We start from the raw sequence: 23,856 nt of genomic DNA, 5'->3' as shown, positions 1-23,856 counted from the left end.
ATTTTACACCTCTATAAGTATCCCTTCTTGTTCAGGCATTTCTATTTCATAATTTAAACTCTGTTTCAGTTCTTTTTTATTCAATTTACTTTTCACATCTTCTCTTAAGTAATTAAATATAATGGTTTTATATTCTTTCTGATGATAAATTATTTTACTTAAGCATTCCATATCTGGATGGTTAAATCTGTGCCCATTTGTAGATATTAAATATTTATCTGACTTGCAAATACTAAAAAACTCTTTGTCTGTATTATTTTTGCTACCATGATGACTCACTTTAACTAAATCTACTTTTAAATTATCTATATTTTTATCACTCATATATTCTTTCAATGCATTCACTACATCCTTACCGTTAGCATCACCTAAAAATAATATTTTTTTATCAAATATCTCTATCAAAAATGCAATTGATGAATTATTCACAACACTATTTTTATTTCCATCATAATCTGCTAGCTTTTCTATATCTAGCCCATTATTCCCACAATTATTCTGCACTCTTGTTGCAATATAATCATTACTTTTAATAAATTTATAAAAACTATTGATTTCATTTGTGTCATATTTCAACTTTACGTCTCTCATGTGTGCTATCCATGCCAAAAACAACTCATTTACTCTCTCTATATTCGGTGATAATAAAATAATTTTTCCCAAACCATTTAATATTTTTATTTCTTTATATTTTTTAGCATCACAACAAATTAGAGTATGATTTTTATTCCATACCTCTAAATAATTCTCATACAAATAATTGGAAATTGTTTTTGCTTTTGCATATCCTACCTCTCCTTGTTTCCCTTTGTTTTCACTAATATGCTCCATTGTCGTTTTTATTTTTTTATATTCATATATTTTATATAAATCATTAAACCATATCTCTTTTATATCTATTTTCGGTATCTGATTCAATATTTCTAAAGCTCCTCCAATATGGTCTTCATCAATATGTGTCAATATTAACATATCCAATTTTTTTAATTCTTTCTCTTTTAAACAATTTAAGTATGTTCTCTTAAATCCACAGTCAATCAAAATCCGATATGTTTCCATATCATTAATTATTTCTAATAAAAATGAATCTCCATAGCTTGCTGGGAAACTTGTTACTTCAACCTTTTTCATTTTCCTCACCTCTCAAGTTTAATATTACTATTTATGATATATATTTACAATATTTGCATCTAATTTATTTACTCATTCCTTGGACACTAAAAATAAGCATAATAGAAACCACAGGTTCTATTATGCTTATTTTATTATTCCAGATTATATCTTACTATCATATCATCTAAATCTTCTTTGAACTTTTTATATAAATAATAATATTCTTTTGAATATATTTTTCTTATTTTTTTTTGTGTGCAATTTGGAGTATTTTTTATATAATCTTCAATTACTTCTATATGTTTCATTTTTATCTCCTCACTGCAAATTCCATTATTACCAAGTTTCTTTGTTAAATCCATTCTCCTATCAGTATTTACTAATTCTATACAATTTTTCATCTGCGCAAACTTAATTATTGCTCGTTCATCACACTCCATTAATTTAGATATATTTGCTAACTTTTCTTTCCTTTTTATTAGTTTCAAACATTCATCTTCCCATTTTTCCCCATAGCTAATAACTTTTAATCTACTCTTTATATTTCCTTTTAAATATCTTGTATATACATATCCGCAGTTGCACTTATATGTAACTATATACTTATCTCCTTTTTTATTTTTCCTCTTATTTTCATATTCTAAATTAATATTATTATAATTTTCGCAAAAAGGATTTTGACAAATTCCTTTTTTATTCGAACTTTCTTTTCTTTTTGTATTTAACACCTTATCTCTCTCTCCTAAAAACTCACTAATTAATATATATCTTAGGTATTGTTGATTTCTCTTTTTAACTAATATTCTTTTTAACCAACTATTTGATTCTTGTTTTACTTCACAACCCAATTCCTTTAAAATTTCATTACTATATTTTTTCTCAAATTCTTCAACTAACTTTTTAGTTCTTAATCTCTCACTATGTCCATCCATAATTAAATTTCTCTCTTTTAACTTCACTTTAAATTCATTTATTATTTTTTCTTTCTGCCCGTACTGCCACGAATTAAGAATTTGATGAACTGTTCTTGCTATATTCCAATATATTTCATTCTCATAATATTCTACATTTTTCACCAAGTTTTCTCTTTTCAATATAATATAGGTATTTTTCTTTAGCTCTTCAGAATACTCATATAATTTACATTTGTGCTTTTCGCAAACTACAACTCCTCTTACTTGGTGTGTTCTATGAATATAAGCTTCTCCATTTCTTTCAAACTCATCATTTGAACATATTGGACAATAATAGATATTTATTTTTTTTGTAATATTACTCCCATTATCACCCAATTCACGAATAACATCTAACGAAGCCTTATGTAAAACCACACTTAAAATTTTTCTTGCTTTCTCTTTTGAAGAAAAAAAACCATACACTGGTATTAGTGTGTGATTGTTTATAAGTTCCATTTCATTTTTCTTCATAATATTCCCAACATTTTTTGCGAATGCTCTCATATATCCTTGTACATCCTTAGATGCACAAATTTTTTTATTAAATAATTCTTTTGTTGTTTCTGAAGTTTTATTGTTTCCGCTATATTTATGATATCTTCCTATAATGCTATACATTAATTCATCATCATATACTTTTGGAAAATATGTAATCATTCTCATCACTCCTTAATAAATATATTGTATCTAAATCAAAAAGAGATGTCGAATTTAATCAACACCTCTTTATCTATTCTATATTTTTAAAGTTTCTAAATCTTTTATTATCATTTTTACTACATCCAATTTTGCTTTTGCAAAATCATTATTTGGTAACCACTCTAATCCCATAACCAAACATTTTTCTGTTTCTTTGTACTCATTTAACAATAACTCTAATTTATCATTCATATCTATTAACCTCTCCTTTTACTTTTCTGTAAAATACCTTTTACTTTAGGCAAAGTTTTTTATATATATGCAAAGTTTTTTATATATACGCAAACTTTTTTTTACAACAACATAAATCTTAATTTTAATAATAATTTTTACTCTACAGTTACAGATTTAGCTAAGTTTCTTGGTTTATCTATATCAAAACCTTTTAAGCTTGCCACATAATATGCTAATAACTGAAGTGCTACTGCGCAAACTATTGGTGCTAAAATTTCATGTGTTTCTGGTATAAATAATATATTATCTAATACCTGACATGCTTTCTCTTCACTTTTGAATGTTATTCCAAAGTTTATAGCCCCTCTAGATTTTATCTCTACTACGTTACTTATCATTTTATCTATTAAGTTCTTTTGAGTTAATATTGATATAACTTTAGTTCCTTCTTCTATTAAAGCAATTGGTCCATGCTTTAATTCTCCACCAGCATATGCTTCTGAATGGATATAAGAAATCTCCTTAAGTTTTAATGACCCTTCAAGAGCTAATGAATAATCCATTCCTCTTCCTAAGAAATAAAGATCTTTTTCATCTTTAACTTCTTTAGCCACTTTTTCTATATCTTCTTTTATATTTAAAGCTTCCTCAATTTTTTCTGGAAGCATTAACATCTCTTCTTTTATTTTATTTAAGTTTTCTTTAGTAACTGTCTCTCTTAATTCACTAAAGTAAATTGCTATCATATGCATAACTAATACTTGTGTAGTGTATGCTTTTGTTGAAGCAACAGAAATCTCAGGACCTGCCATTGTATATATAACATGGTTTGCTTCCCTTGACATTGTACTTCCTACAACATTTGTTACAACTAATACTCTTGCACCAGCTTTTTTACAATCTCTAAGTGCTGCTAAAGTATCTGCTGTTTCTCCTGATTGACTAAGGATTATTACTAAAGATTTGTCTGTAACTAATGGATTTCTATATCTAAATTCAGATGCTATATCTACCTCAACTGGTATCTTAGCCAATCTTTCAATAGATGCTTTACCCATAAGTCCTGCATGATATGCAGTTCCACAAGCAACGATATATATTCTATCAATAGCATCTAGTTCTTCTTTTGAGATGTTAAAGTCGTCAAAAAAAACACCATGTTCTAATGATATCCTAGAAGTCATCGTGTCCCTAATCGCTTTTGGTTGCTCATGTATTTCTTTTAACATAAATGAATCAAATCCACCTTTTTCGGCTGCACTTTCATCCCATGTTACGTTAAAAATTTCTTTATCGATTTCTTTGCCATCTCTAGTTACAAGAGTTACTCCCTCTTTGTTCATGATAACAAATTCATCATCCTCTAATAAGTATACTTTTCTTGTATAACTTAATACTGCCGGTATATCTGAAGCAATGTAATTTTCAGTATCATTAAGTCCAACAATTAATGGACTATCCTTTCTTACTCCAATTAAAGTGTTTTCATCATTTTGTGAAACTACTCCAATTGCATAGCTTCCCTCTAATCTTTCAGTAGCTTTAACTACCGCCTCAAAAAGGTCGCCATTATAGTAATATTGTACAAGGTTTGGTATTACCTCTGTATCAGTATCTGATTTGAAAGTATAACCTTCTTCTCCTAAAAATTTTCTAAGTTCGATGTAGTTTTCTATTATACCATTGTGTACAACAGCTATACTTCCATCATTGCTTAAGTGTGGGTGTGAATTTCTATCTGATGGTGCTCCATGTGTTGCCCATCTAGTATGTCCAATCCCGACACATCCATTTAAAGGGTTCGTAGTTAATTCTTCTTCAAGGTTAGATAATCTACCCTTTTTCTTTTTAACTACAAGGTTTCCTCCTTCATTTACTGCGACACCAGCTGAGTCATATCCTCTATACTCCAGCTTTGATAATCCCTCTACTAAAAAGTTAGTTGCTTTTTTATCTCCAACATATCCTACTATTCCGCACATAAAAGTTCATCCTTCCTTCATATCACTTGTTTATTTAATTTTCATCTTCTATAAACTTCAGTCCTAGCTAAAAGAATATTAAAGTAGGTATAATAATCCTAGGAATCTTCTAAAATTTAATATTGAAGGCTTTTAACACCAAGTTAGATTTGTACTACGAATTACTCCATAGCTTTGCTAACTGTTAACGGTAGTGCGATACCGTGGGGCACCCGCCGAAAGTTCGATAAACTCCCCATCCTCGTCAGCTAATATAATATTAGCTCTGGCGCTTTACATTGTTTTTGCATTTAATCTATTCTATAAAATCACTCCTCTTTATTTTTTTCTTATACCTTTGCACATATAATATCATATTCTTTTGTCTTTTTATATTAACATTCTATGAATTTATATAATAAATGTGCTTCTTTTTTTAATACCTTTGCATAAAACTTTGTTTTTTCTTAGCTTTCTCGCTAATTTCCCCCTTATTTTTTATTTATTTTCAAAAATTAATAAGCAGATTATTAATTTTTTCTTTTAATAATCTGCTTATATTTTTTATATTATACTTTTATATTCTCTTTTTATTTGAACTAAAAAGCTAACTACTACTTTTTCTTCTACTGATTCAAATTTAGCCCATTGTATTCCTTCATTTATAATTTCATCTTTCTTTTTTTTGTTTTCTATGTTTAATTCTACTATTACATTTTCTAATTTAATTCGTTTCTCTTCTGATATTTTCTCATTATTAATGAATTTATTTAATTCATATACCATTGCTACTAAGCTTAATCTTCGACTTAAAATATGTTCTTCATTTTCATTTAAATCATTCTTCTTTACTATTTTCATATTTGTTTTTATAGTTTCATTTACCTGTGTCATTAAAATATAAACATTATTGATATAATCATCTAACTTTTCTCCACTTAAAATCTTATCTAGATTGCTTATTAAGTCCCTAGTTAGATTTCTAGATACCCCTTCTAAATTATCATTTACTTTTTTAACATCATATCTAAAGAAAAATCTATTGATTATTAATGCGATAATTACTCCAAGTAGTATTAATCCTATTCTTTGTAATGCTAATAATACTGGATTTGTAACTATATGTCCCACTCCAACATAAGCTTCATTTGCCATAATAGCAGCTCCAACAGCTGACATTGTTACAGTAATCATTTTTTGTGCATATGTTACACAATATACATTTGCATATCCTGCTCCTAAAACTACTAAAGTTCGTATTGTTGGATTCTTTATAAAACTAAAAACTATTCCTATAAATACTGCTCCAATTATTGTTGCTATTACTCTGTCTTTTGCCTTGTTTTTTGTAACTTCTAATATTGGATTTGTAAGTGATAACACAGTATACATTATCCATCTTCCTTGATGTAAGTGGAAGTAATCCATAATAAAACATCCAATTGCTACTTCAATTGCTACATGTAATGCATAACTTATTCTAACTGAATTAAATTTAATATTCTTTAATCCATATGCATCCTCTTTTATTCCTTTTATTATATTTGTTTTAACAGTTTTTTTCTGCTCTAAATTCTTTAATGTATCAATTAATAATATTATTGAACCTATTCCTTGAATATTAGAAATGCTTACACTATTTTTATAATTTTCTTTTATTTCTTTAACATATTCTGTTACATTATTTTCTTCTTTATTAAATAATGCTTTAACCTCTGAAATTCCCTTTTTTATATCATTTAAAGCTTTTTCATCTAATGTTCCATTTACCATTAAATGATTAAGCTTGTCTAAACTTGCAAGTATATCTAAGTATCCTCGTCCTTCTGCACTTATATAAAACTTTTTTTCTTTTTTATCATAAATGATATTTTTTAAGCTTGTCATCATTCCATTTATTTGTGCATCTAACTCTTTTGTTTTTTTCTCTTCTAAAACAAATTCTATTTTTTTATCTAATAAATCAAATAATCCATTTATTATTTTAGAACTTGCTTTTGGCACTTTATTTTTATTTATTAATAACTGTGGTGCTACAATCACAAGTGCTCCTACTACTAATGCTATAAGCCTCATAGGTAACGCATGTACTGTTACTGGGTAAGCTAATAAAAATAAATATAGTAGTGTAAATGGTAAGTACATTGCATTTTTCAGAACATGTCCAAAACTGTAGCTAATAAAAAATACAATTGCAAAGTTAATGAATATTGCAATCCACATATTCCCTGATGCAATAAATGTTCCAATCCCTATTAATAAATAAAATCCAATAAATTTAAATGTATATTTTAAAAGCTCCCCTGTTAAGTCTCTTCCCATATACATAAGCATACCTGTTACAGACATTACTGCAATTAATATATTATCTTCACCAAAAATGGTTTTAAAAAGTATAACATATGCTAAAATCCCTACAAATAATAATGTTTTCCCAAATATAAATTTTCTCATCTCTTTCTTCATCTGTTCTCACCTTATCTTTCTTCACAAAGAATAATTCTATCACCTTGCTTTTATTTTTCAAGTGCTTTATTTAGATTTGCATTTTCTATAAGTTTAATTTTATCACTCCTATCCATTCTTTTTATTTTATATTCCTTTTTCATTGCCTCTTTCTTATCTAAAAATTCTTCATAATACATTAATTCTAATGGTCCTCTTCCTCTAGTATACTTTGCACCCTTTCCCTCTTTATGCATTTTAATTCTATTATCTAAATCGTTTGTCCATCCTGTATATAAAGTATCATCTTTACATTTTAATATATAAACATAATTCATTTTTTCACCTTTTAAACTTTCCACTTGCTTTTTATTTTATTTTATCATAAAATTAGTTAGACGACTAATAATTAGTCGACTAACTAATTCTTTGAAGGAGGATTTTATGAATATTGAAGATGCTGTTTTTCTAAAAACTCTTGGTTCTGTAATGAAAGCTCACTTTAGACTAAGTCATGAAGAGCTTGAAAAAGAAGGTCTTTACCCTGGACAACCACAACTTCTTTTTGTTCTATATAAAAAAAATGGAATAAGTCAAAAAGAAATTGCAAATGAGCTCCATGTTAAACCTTCCACTATTGCTATTATGATTAAGCGTCTTGAAAAAACTGAATTTATCTATAAAGAATCAGATGAGAATGATGGACGTATCTCTAGAATCTTTTTATCTAATAAAGGCTTTAAGGCATGTGAAAATCTTAAGGTTCTTACTAAAAAAATGGATAAGATTTGTTTAGATAATTTTACAAATGAGGAAATTAAAACTTTAAATAATTTACTTATTAAGGTTAAAACTAACCTTGAAAGCTATGAAAAAATTAAGAATGGGAGTTGTTGAAATTGCTAAAACTATTTAAAAGACTAAAGCCTTATAGATTTCCACTTTTCTTAGTTATATGTCTTCTTCTAATTCAAACTGTATCACAACTTTATTTACCAACTATGCTATCTAAAATAGTTGATAAAGGAATTGTAGGAAGAGATGTTAACTATATCATGAAAATTGGTGTCTATATGATTATTATCACTTTGATAGGAAGTATTGCAACTATTTGTGCTAGCTTCTTATCTTCAAGAGTTGCTATGGGATTTGGACGTGATGTTAGAAGGTCTATATTTACTAAAGTAGAATCTTTCTCTTTAGCTGAAATGGATAAAGTAGGTACTGCTTCTTTAATCACTAGAAATACTAATGACGTAACTCAAGTACAACAATTATTAATAACCATTTTAAATATGATGGTTGTTGCTCCACTTACATGTGTGGCTGGTATTTATATGGCAATACAAACCGATGCTAAATTATCTTCAATTCTTTTAGTATCTATGCCAATTGTTGTTATCTCAATTTTAATTGTTGGAAAAATTGGTATGCCTAGATTTAAGGCAATGCAAGTTAAACTTGATAGAATTAACAAAGTTCTTCGTGAAAACTTAACTGGTATAAGAGTTGTTAGAGCTTTTAACAAACAATCAGTAGAAAAAGAACGTTTTGAAGAAGCTAATGCTGATTTTACTAATAATGCAATTAAAGTAAATAAAATAATTTCTAGTTTAATGCCTTTATTAATGCTTATTCTTAACGTTACATCAGTTGCCATCCTTTGGTTTGGTGCTGGAATGGTAAATGATAATGCTATGGAAGTTGGTAACTTAATGGCATTTATTCAATATACTATGCAAATTATGTTTGCTCTTATTATGGTAAGTATGTTATTCATTATGATTCCTAGAGCTGCTGCATCTGCTGATAGAATTAATGAAGTTTTAGCTATTGAACCTTCAATTATAGATGCTAAGAAAACTACTAATGAGTTTTCTACAACTGGTTCAGTTGAATTCAAAAACGTATCATTTGCTTTCCCTGGTGCTGAAAATAATGCTCTTTCAAACATTAGCTTTAGCGTAAACCCTGGCGAAACAACTGCTATCATCGGTGGTACTGGTTCTGGTAAATCTACTATTTTAAATCTTATAAGTAGATTCTATGATTCTACTGAAGGTGAAATACTTCTTAATGGTGTAGATATAACTAATCTACCTTTAGAGCTTTTAAGAAGTAAAATCGGATTTATACCTCAAAAAGCTGTTTTATTCTCTGGTACTATAGAGGATAACTTAAAATACGGTAAAGAAGATGCTTCTATGGATGAAATGATTCATGCAAGTAAAATTGCTCAATCATATGATTTTATTTTAAATAAAGAAGATGGCTTCCATTCTCTTGTTGAACAAGGTGGAAGAAACTTTTCTGGTGGTCAAAAGCAAAGACTTTCTATTGCAAGAGCACTTATAAGAAAACCTGATTTATATATGTTTGATGACAGTTTCTCTGCACTTGACTTTAAAACTGATGCTATGCTTCGTGCTGCATTAAAAAATGAAACAAAAAATGCTGCTGTTTTAATAGTGGCTCAAAGGATAAATACAATTAAAGATGCTGATAATATTTTAGTTTTAAATGACGGTAAAATAGTTGGTCACGGAACACATAAAGAACTCCTTAAAACTTGTACTGTCTATAATGAAATAGCATCTTCACAACTTTCAAAGGAGGAGCTTGAAAATGAGTAATAAACGTTCTTCTATGGGCTTTGGTGGAAATAGAGGTGCTATGGGTTCTGGTGAAAAAGCTAAGAACTTTAAAGGTACTAGTAAAAGATTATTTTCTTATCTAAGTCCTTTTAAAGGTAAATTATCTTTAATAATTTTAATGACTATAATTAGTACTGCTTTTACTGTTTTTGCTCCTAGATTACTTGGAGATGTTCTTAATGTAATTTTGGATGGTATGATGGAAAAATTCAAAGGAATTCCTGGTGCTGGAATTGATTTCACTAAACTTACACGTTATATTTTAGTGTTATTAGGATTTTATCTTTTAAGTGCTGCTTTCCTTTACCTACAAAAATTTATAATGTCAGATGTTGCACAAAAAACTGTTCAAAGTTTAAGAACATCTGTTGATAAAAAGCTTCATAAGTTACCTATAAACTATTTTGATACTCATCCACAAGGTGATGTCTTAAGTCGTGTAACTAATGATATTGACACTATAAGTAGTACACTTCAGCAGTCTTTAACTCAAATTATAACTGCTATTGTTACCATTATAGGTATTACTATTATGATGCTTACTTTAAGTCCACTTTTAACTTTAATTTGTGTTATAACATTACCACTTTGTATGTTTGTTGCTATGCCAATAGTAAAGAAATCTCAAAGATTCTTCTTTAATCAACAAAAAGAACTTGGTCAGTTAAGTGGTCATGTTGAAGAAATTTATTCTGGTCATACAGTTATAAAATCTTTTGGACGTGAAAAAGATTCAATTGATAAGTTTAATACTATCAATGATAGACTTTATAATTCTGCTTGGAAAGCTCAATTTATGGCTGGTATCTTAATGCCTATTATGAGTCTTATAAGTAATATTGCTTATGTTGGTATTGCTGTTGCAGGTGGTGTAATGGTAATAAACGGTAAGCTTCAGGTTGGGTATATACAATCATTTATTCAATATTCAAGACAATTTACACAAATGATTAGTCAAACAACTAACATTGCAAATGTACTTCAGTCTACTATGGCTGCTGCTGAAAGAGTTTTTGAAATATTAGATGAACCTGATGCAGTTCCTGAAAAAGTTAACCCAGATGTTATTGAAAATCCTCATGGTGATGTTGATTTCAAAAATGTTAAGTTTGGTTATTCTGAAGATAAAATTCTTATGGAAGATATGAATATTCATGTTAAAGCAGGTCAAACAGTTGCTATAGTAGGTCCTACTGGAGCTGGTAAAACAACTTTAATAAACCTTCTAATGAGATTTTATGAAATAAATGATGGCTCTATAACTTTTGATGGTGTTGATATTACAAACTTTAGCCGTGAATATTTAAGAAGCATGTTTGGTATGGTTCTTCAAGATACCTGGTTATTTAATGGAAGCATAAAAGATAATATAGCTTACGGTAAAAAAACTGCTACAATGGATGAAGTTATAATGGCAGCTAAAGCAGCTCATGCTGATCACTTTATAAGAACTCTTCCTAATGGATACGATACTATTTTAAATGAAGAGGCTTCTAATATATCACAAGGTCAAAAACAACTTTTAACTATTGCTAGAGCTATCTTGGCAAATCCGAAGGTTTTAATCTTAGATGAAGCTACAAGTTCAGTTGATACAAGAACTGAAAGTTATATTCAAAATGCTATGACAAGACTTATGGAAGGAAGAACAAACTTCGTTATTGCTCATAGACTTTCAACAATAAAAGATGCTGATTTAATCTTAGTTATGAATAATGGTAATGTTATTGAACAAGGAAATCACGCTGAACTTATGAAAGAAAATGGATTCTATGCAAATCTTTATAACAGTCAATTTGCACAAACTGAAGAAACTGCTTAAGATATCCACATAAATTAAAAACAATCCTCAACTTTATGAGGATTGTTTTTTTATTTGTGGATTATTTATATATTTTTTTCAGCCTGTCTATCTATATAATTATGTATTCTATCTAAATTTCTCATAACTATAAAATATAGTACAAAATATAACACTATAATAAATCCAATTAATATATAATTTTGAGTTAAAAATGCAAAGAACATTAATGATGCTATCGGTTGTGCCATCATGTTAAAGCTTGTTATATAAAGTGCTCCAACAGGAAGTGCCACTCCTGCAACTATTGCTGCATGTGTGTATATTGGTGCTAAAGCTGAACATGTATAAAGGCCTATTGAAAACCAAATTCCACCTGTGATTATAATCTTAAGCATATTTCCCTTAGTCATTGCAACTAAAGCTTCCACCATAAAAGGAAGGGCGATTAAATCAACCATTGGAAGTGTTTTGTTTCCTGGTAATATTAAAGCCATTACTATCATTATTGGAATTAATAATGTTCCTGATATTAACGTAGCTGGTTCACCATACCCTGTTGCATCATCTACACCTATATACCAGTCTCTCTTTCTTTTTGACTTTTTTTCTTTATCTAAATTTTTATTTACCGCTTCTGCCATTGGCGAAAAAGCTTTTCCAAAAATTTCTGCTATTTTAGGAAATACAATCATTAAAGTGGCAAGCACTATTCCTAGCGTCATTATCTGCCCCCATGCTTTCATTGATCCGAGTCTTTTTATATTTCCTAATATACCAATGAATATCCCAAGTATAAGCCCTATTGTTCCTGGTTCTCCAAATACACCTAATTTTTCTTTCATTTTTTCTGGATTAAACTTTAGTTTATTTACTCCAAACTTATTAAATATAGGGTCTAATACATATAAAAGAAGTGTTACTTCTGTATTATGCATTGAAATAATAGTACAGTTTGGATACTTGTAATATTTCGACCAACTCTTACATATAACTTCTATGTTTAAAATACTATACATCATTATAACTACCATAAAAATCATAGATAACCACACATTTTTGGTAGCTACATAAAGCATTGAACCCCATATCATATATGTGTAATTTAACCATAAATCTGATGGTAAAAATATATTTGTCCACTTACTTGCAAAAAGTACAAGTTGGATTATAATCGCAAATACAAAGAATATTAATCCTATCTTGCTTGAATAAGCTATTATGGCACTTGTTTGCCATCCTAAATCTAAGACAGGTAAGTTAATGCCTGTGGATGATACCATTTGTTTAATTACTGGCATTATGATAGGTGTAAATGCTCCTATTAAAAGCATAAATCCTTGCAGTCCTACCCCTGCATATAAACCTGATAAAAAGGCTTTTTTACTATTAACCTTAAGTGCCTTACATATTATAAAAATAACTACTGGTAAAAATATTGGCGCTCCAAAAACAGTAAAAAACTCTTTTATTTCTTGTAAAATCATCTTTTCTATTTTCTCCTTTATCTTTAGTTAGAAAATGGGTCCATAAAGAACCCATTTTTTTAAAATACTACAACTTCTGTTTCATCCATTGCTTTTTGTACTAATGCATCAACATCTAAAGCACTTTCAGATTTTTTAATTATATCTAATCTTGGCTTTGTTTTTGGATGCTTTGGTACAAATATAGTACAACAATCTTCATAAGGTAATATTGATGTTTCATAAGTTCCAATTTCTCTTGCTATATCCATTATATCTTCTTTATCCATTGCAATTAATGGTCTAAAGACTGGTCTATCTGCTGAATCTGTACTTACAATTAAACCTTCCATAGTTTGACTTGCAACTTGCCCAATACTCTCACCTGAAGAAACTGATTGAATTCCATCTCTATCAGCAATTGAACATGCAACCTTCATCATAAATCTTCTCATAATGATTGTTAATTCATCCCCTGGACACTTATCTATAATTTCCATTTGAATTTCTGTAAATGAAACTATAAATAATCTTACTCTTCCTGTATATCCTGCTAAAATTTTAGCTAAGTCTTTAACCTTATCTTTAGCTCTTTCTGATGTGTAAGGATGACTGTGATAATAAACACAGTTAAGCTCTACTCCTCTTCTTGCCATTAAGTATCCTGCAACTGGTGAATCTATTCCTCCAGATAGCATAAGCATAGTGCTTCCATTCATTCCGTAAGGAAGTCCTCCAACACCTTTAACTTTGTCTGCACTTGTAAATACATAAGCTCTTTCTCTTATTTCAACATTTACTAAACATTCTGGCTCCTTAACATTAACTGAAAGTTCACCTTCATAATTGTCTAAAACATATCCACCAATTTCTCTTGATATTTCTACTGATGTCATATCAAAAACTTTATTTGCTCTGTTTGTTTCTATCTTAAATGTCTTTGGCTTTACTTCATTTATTTTCTTTAATACTTCTGTCTTTATAACATCCATATCTCTCTCAACTTCTGTAACTATACATACTGCTGATACTCCAAAAACTTTTCTTACTCTATCTATTCCTTCTTCTAAATCATCAACCTTTATAAAGTATCTTCCTTGGTCAATTATCATTTCATATTCTAGACCTTTTAACTTTTTCTTTATGTTGTCTCTTAATTTTTTTTCAAACTTATTTTTATTAAGACCTTTTAAAAATATTTCTGATGCATACTTAACTAATATTAATTTTCTCATATTATCTTTTCATCCTCCTCAAGAATTTCATTCCATTTTTAAGTTTTTCTATTGTATAATCTACTTCTTCCTTAGTATTTTCTTCAGAAAAAGAAAATCTTATAGCTCCATTTATTTCATCATTAGAAAGTCCTAATGCTTTTATTACATAACTTCCATTTACTCCACTTGATTTTGATGTACAAGCAGAGCCTGTTGAAACGTAAATATTATTTTCTTCTAAAAAATGAAGTAAAACTTCTGCTCTAAGACCTTTAAATGAAACATTTAATATATATGGTGATGTTTTATCCATTGGACTATTAATCCTTATATCCTCTATTTCATCTAATCTTTCTATCATGTATTCTTTTAACTTAAATACTTTTTCATAATTCTCTTTCATATTAGAATTTACTATCTCTATGGCTTTTTTTAATCCTAAAATGCTAGGTACATTTTGTGTTCCTGCTCTTAAAGAACCTTCTTGACTTCCACCATGAATAAGAGAATTCATATTCATCCCCTTTTTCATATATAAAAATCCAGTTCCTTTAGGTCCATGTATCTTATGTCCTGTCATTGTTAATAAGTCTATCTTCATCTTTTTAACATCAACTTTAAACTTCCCATAACCTTGAACTGCATCCACATGAAACTTTGCTCTATTACTAATTTCTTTTATAGTATTTCCTATTTGCTCTAAATCTTGGATTGCCCCCATTTCATTATTTACAAACATTATTGATACTAATACAGTATTTTTTTTAATCTCTTTTTTTAATTCTTCAATTGATATTTTTCCATCTTTATCTACTTCTAAATATGTAACTTCTACTCCATTTTTCTCTAACTCTTCTGCTGTTTTTAAAACTGATTGATGTTCAAATTTTGTAGTTATTATATGTTGGTCTTTCTTTGCTATTCCTTTAAAAATTAAATTATTTCCTTCACTTGCACCTGAAATAAAATAAATTTCCTCTTTAGATGCATTTAAAGTTTTTCCTATAACTTCTCTAGTTTCATTAAGTGCTTTCTCAGCTTTTATTCCAAGTCTATGTAATGAGGATGGGTTTCCAAAGTTTTCTCTCATTCCTATGCTAACTTCTTCAATAACTTCATCATATGCTTTTGTTGTCGCCGAATTATCAAAATATACTTCCATTTAATTCACTCCTTAATGATAGTATTAATTTTTTCTCCTTCACTTATTCTATTAAGTATTCTGATAAGTTTAGTCTGAAATATTTTATCATAATAAGATTAATATTTAAACCTAATGCCTCAAAAACATGTATTTTTTTCTATTTTCTTTCTTTTTTATTACATTAATGTTTATTTTTTATCTTTTATGGTAAAATTGTAAATAAAATACTTTTAGAGGTGAAAATTAATGAATAAGAAAAAAATTATTTCTTTATTTCTTTTTAGTGCTCTTTTAATCGTCTCTTTTTCTTTTATAAATATAATGATTTCTGAATCATTTTTTAATAAATCAACTTCTGATTCTACAGATGAATCTCCTAATGTTTCTACTGATGTTCCTACTGATGAAGAAACAAAAGAGGCTTCTGCTAAGGTTCAGTTAAAACAAAATTTAGATAACTTAAAAGAAATTCGTTCTGACGAGCATTTATTGCTATGTAATAAAAAAGTTCTTTTAAATGATAATTATAAACCTAATAACCTAGTAGATTCTAATTTACCATTTATATCTTATGTAACTGCAAGAAAGTTAAATGAACCTACAAAAAAAGCTGCAACAGAAATGTTTAATGCTGCAAAAAAAGATGGTATTTCATTGCTTGGAGCTTCTGGTTATAGATCAAAGGAAACACAAAAAAATCTTTATCAATCTAATGTAAAAAAATATGGATATGATTATGCAAGTAGATACTCTGCTCCACCAAGAAGTAGTGAACATGAAACTGGATATGCTTTAGATATTGTATCCACTAATCATCAAGTTTTAACTACTGCTTTTGAGAAAACTTCTGCTTTTAAGTGGCTTGATGAAAACGCTTATAAATTTGGGTTTATATTAAGATATCCAAAAGGAAAAGAAAATATAACTTCATATAATTATGAACCATGGCACTATCGTTATGTCGGCACAAGCCATGCAAAATCTATAAAGGAGAATAATTTGACCCTTGAAGAATACCTTTTAGAGTTAGACTCTGAAATTCAAGTTTTAACTTCAAGCTTAAATAATTAATTATGAAAAAAAATAAAAATTTAATTCCCTTTTGTATTGGAACTTTACTTATTTTAATTATGGTTGCGTTTGGGTACTTTGCTCTTAATAATAAAATTATTAGTAAAACCCCACCATTAATTGAAGCTATTCCAAAGGAAGATATAAAAATTAAAGAACCTTCTGACATGGAATTCAATATAACTTCTCTTGGTAATTTAATCGTTCATCAATCACAAATTAATGGTGCTAAAACCTCAAGTGGAAACTACAATTTTGATAGAAGCTTTGAATATATCAGTCCACTACTAAAAAATGACTCTCTTTCTCTAGGGATTGTTGAAGGTTCTTTTGCTGGTGGTACTCCTAGTGGATATCCTTTATTTAATATTCCTGATAGCTTTCTTTCCTCTTTAAAAGCTTCAGGACTTGATATTATTAACTTCTCTACAAATCATTCAATTGATAAAGGAATTTCAGGCTTTAAACGTAGTCTTAATAAAATATCTGAAAATGACTTTAAAACTATTGGTGTTCGAAAAGATACTTCTTCTCCTAAGTACCTAATTTATGATTTAAACGGCCATAAAGTTGGATTTTTTGCATACACCTTTAGAACTGCTGCAAATAACGGAAATTCAATAAATAGTATTCCTCTATCACCTGAGCTTGCACCCTTAATAAACTCTTTTGACTATAATAATTTATCTAGTTTTGATAAGGAAGTGAAAGATATAATCTCAGATATGCAGAAAGAAGGTGTACAATTTATTATAAGTTCAATCCATTGGGGAAATGAGTATAATACTACTCAAAATAATTATCAAAAAGAAATGGCTAAAATTTTAAATAATAATAATGTTGATGTAATTTTAGGTGGTCATCCACATGTTATACAACCATATGAAACCTTAAAAAACAAGTTAGGTAAAGAAACTTTAGTTTTTTATTCTCAAGGAAATACTTTATCTAATCAATGTTATGAGGAAATCGGTAACTATAATGCTGAAGATGGTATTATTGTTTCTTTAACTCTAGGTATTAAAAATGAAAAGCTCTATTTAAAAAATTATGATATCATTCCAACTTGGGTATATAGGAAGAAAAATGAAAATGGAACACTTACTCATCAGATAATTCCTGTAATAGATGCCCTTAACTCACCCGATAATTTTAATTTATCGAGTGATGTAATCACTAGATTAAATAATTCTTTAAATAGAACAAAAAATATAGTCGGCTCTAATAATCTCTCTTCCTTAGAAGAAACAAAAAACTAAGAAAAGTTCAGTAGAAACTCTTTAATTTCTACTGAACTTTTGCTATTTTCTTAATAAAATTCTTGCTGGTGCTCCGTCCCCTGCTTTAATCTTTAGTGGTGCTATAATTATTTCAAATTCACCTTCTAAATCCTTCAAATTACATAAGTTCTCTAAAATTATCTTTCCACTACCTAATATTCCTTTATGATTTTCTAACTCTTCACAGTCTACTCCATCTATCGAAATTGCATCAATTCCTATACCATATAAATTATCTAAATTTCCTAGGAAATCTACAGCATCTTTTGTAAAAGTAATATATTCCTTTAGATATGCTTCATTTCCCCATAATCCTTCTGTACCTGTTTTAAATAACAAATATCTGTAAGTTTTAATATCCTTTATATTCTTTTCAATAAAACTTTTACTTATCTCTTTTTGTTTTCTACAATCTAAAACAAAAGCCTTTCCTATAAATTTATCCTCTGTAAACCACTCTAAGTCTTCTCCATTTTGGAATAAATGCTTTGGCATGTCTATATGAGTTCCACTATGAGTATTTATCATTAATTCAGTAACGTTATATCCCTCATTTTCTACTGACCACAAGCTTTTTATTTGTACTTTTTCCTCTTTACAATATGCTGTCATATTATTTTCTATTGTATGTGTTATATCATAAATCTTCATAAACTGACACCTTTCTTTCTTAAACTTTCTTTTTCCCATTATTCTGCTATTATTTGACTTTTTATAAATATAGTTTTAGAATTAAGTTGTTAATTAATAATTATTCGTGCTAGGGGTGCCATTGGCTGAGAGATGATTTTTATCATTAACCCTTTTACCTGATCTAGATAATACTAGCGTAGGAAAGCTTTAAATGTTTCAAAAATACAATGATACATGTTTAAGCCTTCTAGCACAAAATGGAGGTTTTTTTTATGCACTTAATCACAGACTGGGGAGACAGATTACTTAAAACATTTTCTGATTTACCTCATAAACTTTATCAGGTTGTTAAAGACCCTATGGTTATTTTAGCCTTAGTTGGACTTTTATTAATCTTTATAGTTTTCTTTAAAACAAGTAAAATTAAATTTAATGCAAGAATGCTTACTTCAATTGCTATAGCATTAGCTTTATCTTTAATTTTAAGTATTTTTAGAATTTATCATTTCCCACAAGGTGGTGATGTTACACTTGGAGCACTGCTTCCAATTTTAATAATTACATTTGCTTATGGAAAAGAAGCTGGTTTTATTACAGGATTTTTATATGGATTTATTTCATTAATCACAGATCCATATATTCTACAACCTGTGCAAGTCTTATTTGATTACCCACTTCCAAACATCGCTATGGGACTTGCTGGGTTCTTTATGGGAAGAAAATATATAGGAATTATTGTTGCATTTTGCTTCAACCTTTTAGCACACTTTATATCAGGTGTAGCTTTCTTTGGTTCATTTGCACCAGCTGGAATGAATCCTGCATTATATTCCTTCCTTTATAATTTACCAACATGTTTTATAAATATGGTAATTTGTATTGTTATTTTTAAATTATTACCTATAAATAGATTATTAAAAATAATAAACCCTAACTTTAAGGGCTAGTAATTAAATTTTACATCAATTAAACCAGTAAGAAAATCACTCTTACTGGTTTTTATATGCCTAAAATTTATTTAATATCCTCTAAATCTATTTTCAAGTTTGATTTTTCAAATTTATCTGCTACCCAAACTCCATGTTTCTTTATATATGTCCATATTTCTTCTTCTTCTCTTAAATATCCATTCTTAAGTCCCTTATATTTAATTATCAGTACGACTAAATCTTCTGAATCCCCAATCTTATCTATAGCTTTTATAGGCACTACCTTTAATATTTCTATTTCTTCTAGTCTTCCATTTTTTAATTTTTCATCTATATTATCACTAAACTCTTCGCTTATATATCCTGAAATTATGCTTAAATCATCTTCTTTTAAACTATTATTTATTTGTCTAAAACAAATCTTAGCTCTGCTTATTAAATTGTCATAAATCCAACTACTATCACTTGGATTTTCTAATGTCTTTTTAGCTTTTTCTCTTTCTTTTCTAAAGACAGTTGTTGTCTTGTGAAATTGATATATTGCAAATACACCTCTAGCACAAACTAAAATAACTAATACCACTAATGCAATATACATTTCATTTATATCTCTTGTGCTTTTAACCTTCTCCTCTGCTAATGCAGTTATTCCAAAAACCCCTTCTAATCCTATAAAGAATACTATCATTGTTAATACTCTTAATGCTATTCCTTTTATCTTTTTGTACATATCTATTCCCCTTTAGTAAAATTACTCTCACTAAATAATATGCACCTCGTCTGTTCTTTGCCACCTAGATAAAAAATTATCTTCCATTCAAATAAACTTCTTCTTCTCTATAATCCTTCATATACTTTTCTACTAAACTATAAAACTCTCTTGAATGATTTGGATGGATTAAATGGCATAATTCATGAATTATAACATACTCAATAGCCTTCTCTCTTTTTGTTATAAGCTCCCCATTTAAATTAACAAATCCTTTCGCCTTGTTACAACTTCCCCATCTCGTAGTCATAAATTTAATGGTCATCCGTCTTGGAATCAATCCTGTATATTCTTTCATTTCATTTAATTTTTCTATCAAAATTCTATTTATGCTATCTATGTAAAATTTTTTCAATATTTCTAAAGCATTTTCTTTTTTATAACAATTAATAATCAAATCCTCTTCTGCGAATTCAATCCCCCCATTACTTCTTTCTTCTATTTTAATATTATACTCCTTGCCTAGATAGTTAACCTTCTCTCCGTCTTCAATTTTTTCTCTCTTTAATAACTCGTTAACTTTAAATTCACTCTTCACTTTTAACTTTTCTTCTATCCATATTCTCTTCTTCTCTAACAAGTCAAAGATATACTCATCCGATATTCCTAAAGGTGCCGATACTAAAATCTTCCCATCACGAATTCTAATGCTTATGTTTTTCATTCGCTTTTTACTTATTGTAACTTTCTCTTTAAAATCTACCATTTACTCACCTTGTTCCTCTGTTCTTCTGTTAATCTTTAAACTAATTATAACAAAAAGCCCTTGTTTTGGGACACAAGGGCTTTTCAAAATTTATATATTTATTTTAGGGAATGCTTTTTAATGATTAATCTAATTTCTTAGTATCAATCCAACTCATCATTTCTCTTAGTTCTTTTCCAACTTTTTCGATTTGATGCTCTTTTTCAATTCTTCTAACTGAGTTGAAGTAAGGTCTTCCTACTGCATTTTCAGTTAGCCAGTTTCTTGCAAATGTTCCATCTTGGATTTCTGCTAAAACTTTTTTCATTTCTTTTTTAGTTTCTTCTGTTACTATTCTATTTCCAACTACATAATCTCCATATTCAGCTGTATCTGAAATTGAATATCTCATCATTTCCATTCCACCTTGATATAAAAGATCAACTATAAGTTTCATTTCATGTAAACATTCAAAGTATGCATTTTCTGGTGCATATCCACCTTCTACTAATGTTTCAAATCCTGCTTTTATAAGTGCAGTACATCCTCCACATAAAACTGCTTGCTCTCCAAAAAGATCTGTTTCAGTTTCATCTTTAAATGTAGTTTCTAAAACACCAGCTCTAGCTCCACCAACACCATTTGAATATGCTAAAGCTAAGTCTCTAGCATTTCCAGTTGCATCTTGATATACTGCGATTAAACATGGAACTCCTGAACCTTCTGTGTAAGTTCTTCTTACCATATGTCCTGGTCCTTTTGGTGCTACCATGAATACATCAACGTTTGCTGGAGGTACTATTTGTGTATAGTGAATATTAAATCCATGTGCAAATACTAATGCATTTCCCGCCTCTAAATTTGGCTCAATTTCTTCTTTGTATAATTTAGCTTGTTTTTCATCTGGAATAAGAACCATAATGATATCTGCAGACTTTGTAGCATCTTTTACTGTTGCTACTTCTAATCCTGCAGCTTGTACTCTTTCCCATGATCTACTTCCTTCATATAATCCTACTACTACATCAACGCCACTATCATGTAAGTTTAATGCATGTGCATGTCCTTGGCTACCATAACCAATAACAGCCACCTTTTTACCTTTTAATAATTCTAAATTTGTGTCTTTTTCATAAAACATTTTTGCCATAATTTCTTTTCCCCCTTTTATTCCTTTATGTCATCTTCGCTTATTATTTCATCAATTGGAGCACCAGGTGCTACCATTGGAAATACTTTTTTATCAGTATCTATAACGTAATCTATTATTACAGGTACTTTTTCATTTAATGCTTTTATTAATACATCTTCTAACTTGTCTTCTTCATCTACTCTATAACCTTTTCCACCAAAAGCTTCTGCAAGCTTTACAATGTCAGTTTTTCTATTTAACGTAGTATGTGAATATCTTCCTTCATAGAAAAAGCTTTGCCATTGTCTTACCATTCCTAGAACCTTATTATTCATAACTACAATAACTATTGGTAGATTATTTGTAACTGCAGTTGCAAACTCATTACAATTCATTGCAAAGCTTCCATCTCCAGCAATATTAACAACCTTCATATCCGGTCTTCCCATTTGTGCACCTATAGCTGCACCAAGACCAAACCCCATTGTTCCAAGACCACCGGATGATACAAATGTTCTCTTTCCTTTAAAATCAAAATATTGTGCTGCCCACATTTGATGTTGTCCAACTTCTGTTGTTATAAGAACATCTCCATTATTTATTCTATTTAAAGTTTTAAAGAAAAATTCCGGTGTAAGACCTTTTTTCTCATCTTTTTTTGAAAGCTCTTTAAATTTATTAACCCTTTCATTCCATTCAGTTCGTCTAACTCTATTTACTTTTGGAATTAAAAGATTTAAAACTTCTTTTAAATCACCTATTACAAAAGCATCTGATTTTATATTTTTATTTACTTCAGCTTTATCAATATCAATGTGAATTACTTTAGCATTCTTTATATTATCTTGATTAGTTATAACCCTATCTGAAAATCTAGCACCTAAAGCAATAATTAAATCACTTTTTGTTGCACTTAAATTAGATGCTTTTGTTCCATGCATTCCTATCATTCCTGTATGAAGAGGATGATTTACACAAAATGCACTTTTCCCCATTAAAGATGTACATACTGGTGAATCTATTTTTTCAGCTAAATTTCTTAATTCATCTTCTGCATCTGCTGATATAATTCCTCCACCTGCATATATTAATGGTCTGTTGCATTCATTTATCATGCTAGCTACAACATCAATATCTCTTTCTGATATTTCAAATTCTTTTATATCAATTCTAACTTCATCATGATTTCTATATTCTGCTTTTGCAGCTGTTATATCCTTTGGAATATCTATTAAAACTGGTCCTGGCCTTCCTGTTTTAGCTATATAGAAAGCTTCTTTTATAATTCTTTGTAAGTCTTCTACATCTTTTACAATATAATTGTGCTTTGTAACTGGCATTGTTATACCTTGAATATCAACCTCTTGAAAACTGTCTTTTCCTAAAAGGTTCTTAGGAACATTTCCTGTTATTGCAACTACTGGAACTGAATCCATGTATGCTGTTGCAATTCCCGTTACTAAGTTTGTTGCCCCTGGTCCTGATGTTGCAAGACATACTCCAACCTTACCTGTTGCTCTTGCATATCCATCTGCCGCATGTGCTGCATTTTGCTCATGACAAGATAAAATGTGATTTATTTTATCCTTATACATATAAAGTGAATCATATATATTTAAAACTGACCCACCAGGGTATCCAAACATGGTCTCAACACCCTCATCAATTAATGCTTTTACTAAAATTTCTGCCCCTGTTATTAACAATATAGCCCCCTCCTTTATTCT

The 23,856-nt window shown here is 28.9% G+C and carries 20 protein-coding genes and 1 riboswitch; of the genes, 6 read left to right on the top strand and 14 right to left on the bottom strand.

All coding sequences use genetic code 11. The features are described from left to right. Nucleotides 1-3: 3 nt before the first annotated feature. The 6 genes from ACRC28_RS15185 to ACRC28_RS15160 all read right to left on the bottom strand — a co-directional run bounded on the left by ACRC28_RS15185 (nt 4) and on the right by ACRC28_RS15160 (nt 7,686). Nucleotides 4-1,131, bottom strand: a complete 1,128-nt coding sequence (locus ACRC28_RS15185; RefSeq protein WP_438544283.1) for a ComEC/Rec2 family competence protein — start codon at nt 1,129-1,131, stop codon at nt 4-6. Between the two features lie 134 nt (nt 1,132-1,265). Next, a complete protein-coding gene (locus tag ACRC28_RS15180) occupies nt 1,266-2,726 on the bottom strand; it encodes a TnsD family Tn7-like transposition protein (protein ID WP_438544282.1) in 1,461 nt (486 codons plus the stop codon). 78 nt (nt 2,727-2,804) lie between these two features. Next, entirely contained in the window at nt 2,805-2,960 is a 156-nt protein-coding gene (locus ACRC28_RS15175) for a hypothetical protein (RefSeq protein WP_438544281.1), read from the bottom strand. Between the two features lie 137 nt (nt 2,961-3,097). Next, nucleotides 3,098-4,924, bottom strand: coding sequence for a glutamine--fructose-6-phosphate transaminase (isomerizing) (glmS, locus tag ACRC28_RS15170; protein ID WP_438544280.1), 1,827 nt, complete (start codon nt 4,922-4,924; stop codon nt 3,098-3,100). A gap of 543 nt (nt 4,925-5,467) precedes the next feature. Beyond that, on the bottom strand, nt 5,468-7,369 hold the full coding sequence (locus ACRC28_RS15165; protein ID WP_438544279.1) for an FUSC family protein: 1,902 nt from the start codon (nt 7,367-7,369) through the stop codon (nt 5,468-5,470). Between the two features lie 50 nt (nt 7,370-7,419). Then, on the bottom strand, nt 7,420-7,686 hold the full coding sequence (locus ACRC28_RS15160; protein ID WP_438544278.1) for a GIY-YIG nuclease family protein: 267 nt from the start codon (nt 7,684-7,686) through the stop codon (nt 7,420-7,422). A gap of 106 nt (nt 7,687-7,792) precedes the next feature. Between ACRC28_RS15160 and ACRC28_RS15155 the strand changes: the two genes are divergently transcribed. From ACRC28_RS15155 to ACRC28_RS15145, 3 genes are read left to right on the top strand one after another with little or no spacing between them, the layout of a single operon-like run. Next, nucleotides 7,793-8,245 (top strand): MarR family winged helix-turn-helix transcriptional regulator, encoded by a 453-nt coding sequence (locus tag ACRC28_RS15155; protein ID WP_438544277.1) that lies wholly within the window; start codon nt 7,793-7,795, stop codon nt 8,243-8,245. Between the two features lie 2 nt (nt 8,246-8,247). Further along, a complete protein-coding gene (locus ACRC28_RS15150) occupies nt 8,248-9,981 on the top strand; it encodes an ABC transporter ATP-binding protein (protein ID WP_438544276.1) in 1,734 nt (577 codons plus the stop codon). Beyond that, on the top strand, nt 9,974-11,824 hold the full coding sequence (locus ACRC28_RS15145) for an ABC transporter ATP-binding protein (protein ID WP_438544275.1): 1,851 nt from the start codon (nt 9,974-9,976) through the stop codon (nt 11,822-11,824). Before ACRC28_RS15150 ends, ACRC28_RS15145 begins: the two co-directional genes overlap by 8 nt. Nucleotides 11,825-11,889: 65 nt before the next feature. Here ACRC28_RS15145 and ACRC28_RS15140 read toward each other — a convergent pair whose 3' ends face one another. Genes ACRC28_RS15140 through ACRC28_RS15130 form a run of 3 tightly spaced genes read right to left on the bottom strand, consistent with a single transcriptional unit; the run spans nt 11,890 to nt 15,648 of the window. After that, nucleotides 11,890-13,290, bottom strand: coding sequence for a PTS galactitol transporter subunit IIC (locus ACRC28_RS15140; RefSeq protein WP_438544274.1), 1,401 nt, complete (start codon nt 13,288-13,290; stop codon nt 11,890-11,892). Between the two features lie 59 nt (nt 13,291-13,349). Then, a complete protein-coding gene (gene thiI, locus ACRC28_RS15135; protein ID WP_438544273.1) occupies nt 13,350-14,504 on the bottom strand; it encodes a tRNA uracil 4-sulfurtransferase ThiI in 1,155 nt (384 codons plus the stop codon). A 1-nt stretch (nt 14,505) separates the two neighbouring features. After that, nucleotides 14,506-15,648 (bottom strand): cysteine desulfurase family protein, encoded by a 1,143-nt coding sequence (locus tag ACRC28_RS15130; protein WP_438544272.1) that lies wholly within the window; start codon nt 15,646-15,648, stop codon nt 14,506-14,508. Between the two features lie 228 nt (nt 15,649-15,876). On the opposite strand from ACRC28_RS15130, the gene ACRC28_RS15125 reads away from it, so the two are divergent. Beyond that, nucleotides 15,877-16,701 carry a M15 family metallopeptidase gene (locus ACRC28_RS15125; protein WP_438544271.1) on the top strand — a complete coding sequence of 275 codons (825 nt, stop codon included), beginning with the start codon at nt 15,877-15,879 and terminating at the stop codon, nt 16,699-16,701. 2 nt (nt 16,702-16,703) lie between these two features. Beyond that, a complete protein-coding gene (locus ACRC28_RS15120; protein ID WP_438544270.1) occupies nt 16,704-17,960 on the top strand; it encodes a CapA family protein in 1,257 nt (418 codons plus the stop codon). A 42-nt stretch (nt 17,961-18,002) separates the two neighbouring features. Here ACRC28_RS15120 and ACRC28_RS15115 read toward each other — a convergent pair whose 3' ends face one another. Further along, entirely contained in the window at nt 18,003-18,632 is a 630-nt protein-coding gene (locus ACRC28_RS15115) for a cyclase family protein (RefSeq protein ID WP_438544269.1), read from the bottom strand. Between the two features lie 101 nt (nt 18,633-18,733). Next, a riboswitch (TPP riboswitch) is annotated at nt 18,734-18,834 on the top strand. Nucleotides 18,835-18,886: 52 nt separating this feature from the next. Here ACRC28_RS15115 and thiT point away from each other — a divergent pair. Further along, entirely contained in the window at nt 18,887-19,561 is a 675-nt protein-coding gene (gene thiT, locus ACRC28_RS15110) for an energy-coupled thiamine transporter ThiT (protein WP_438544268.1), read from the top strand. A 67-nt stretch (nt 19,562-19,628) separates the two neighbouring features. Here thiT and ACRC28_RS15105 read toward each other — a convergent pair whose 3' ends face one another. The 4 genes from ACRC28_RS15105 to ilvB all read right to left on the bottom strand — a co-directional run bounded on the left by ACRC28_RS15105 (nt 19,629) and on the right by ilvB (nt 23,835). Then, nucleotides 19,629-20,273 carry a hypothetical protein gene (locus ACRC28_RS15105; protein WP_438544267.1) on the bottom strand — a complete coding sequence of 215 codons (645 nt, stop codon included), beginning with the start codon at nt 20,271-20,273 and terminating at the stop codon, nt 19,629-19,631. A gap of 76 nt (nt 20,274-20,349) precedes the next feature. Then, nucleotides 20,350-21,018 (bottom strand): M48 family metallopeptidase, encoded by a 669-nt coding sequence (locus ACRC28_RS15100; protein ID WP_438544266.1) that lies wholly within the window; start codon nt 21,016-21,018, stop codon nt 20,350-20,352. Nucleotides 21,019-21,142: 124 nt separating this feature from the next. Continuing rightward, on the bottom strand, nt 21,143-22,147 hold the full coding sequence (ilvC, locus tag ACRC28_RS15095; RefSeq protein WP_438544265.1) for a ketol-acid reductoisomerase: 1,005 nt from the start codon (nt 22,145-22,147) through the stop codon (nt 21,143-21,145). A 17-nt stretch (nt 22,148-22,164) separates the two neighbouring features. Then, the gene (gene ilvB, locus ACRC28_RS15090) at nt 22,165-23,835 is read right to left on the bottom strand and encodes a biosynthetic-type acetolactate synthase large subunit (RefSeq protein ID WP_438544264.1); all 1,671 of its coding nucleotides are present in this window, start codon (nt 23,833-23,835) and stop codon (nt 22,165-22,167) included. Nucleotides 23,836-23,856 lie beyond the last annotated feature (21 nt).

Origin of the sequence: Clostridium sp. (assembly GCF_051650885.1) — a bacterium.
GTDB lineage: Bacteria > Bacillota > Clostridia > Clostridiales > Clostridiaceae > Clostridium.
Note: the sequence above shows the minus strand (reverse complement) of the source record. Positions and strands in the feature narration are given on the sequence as shown.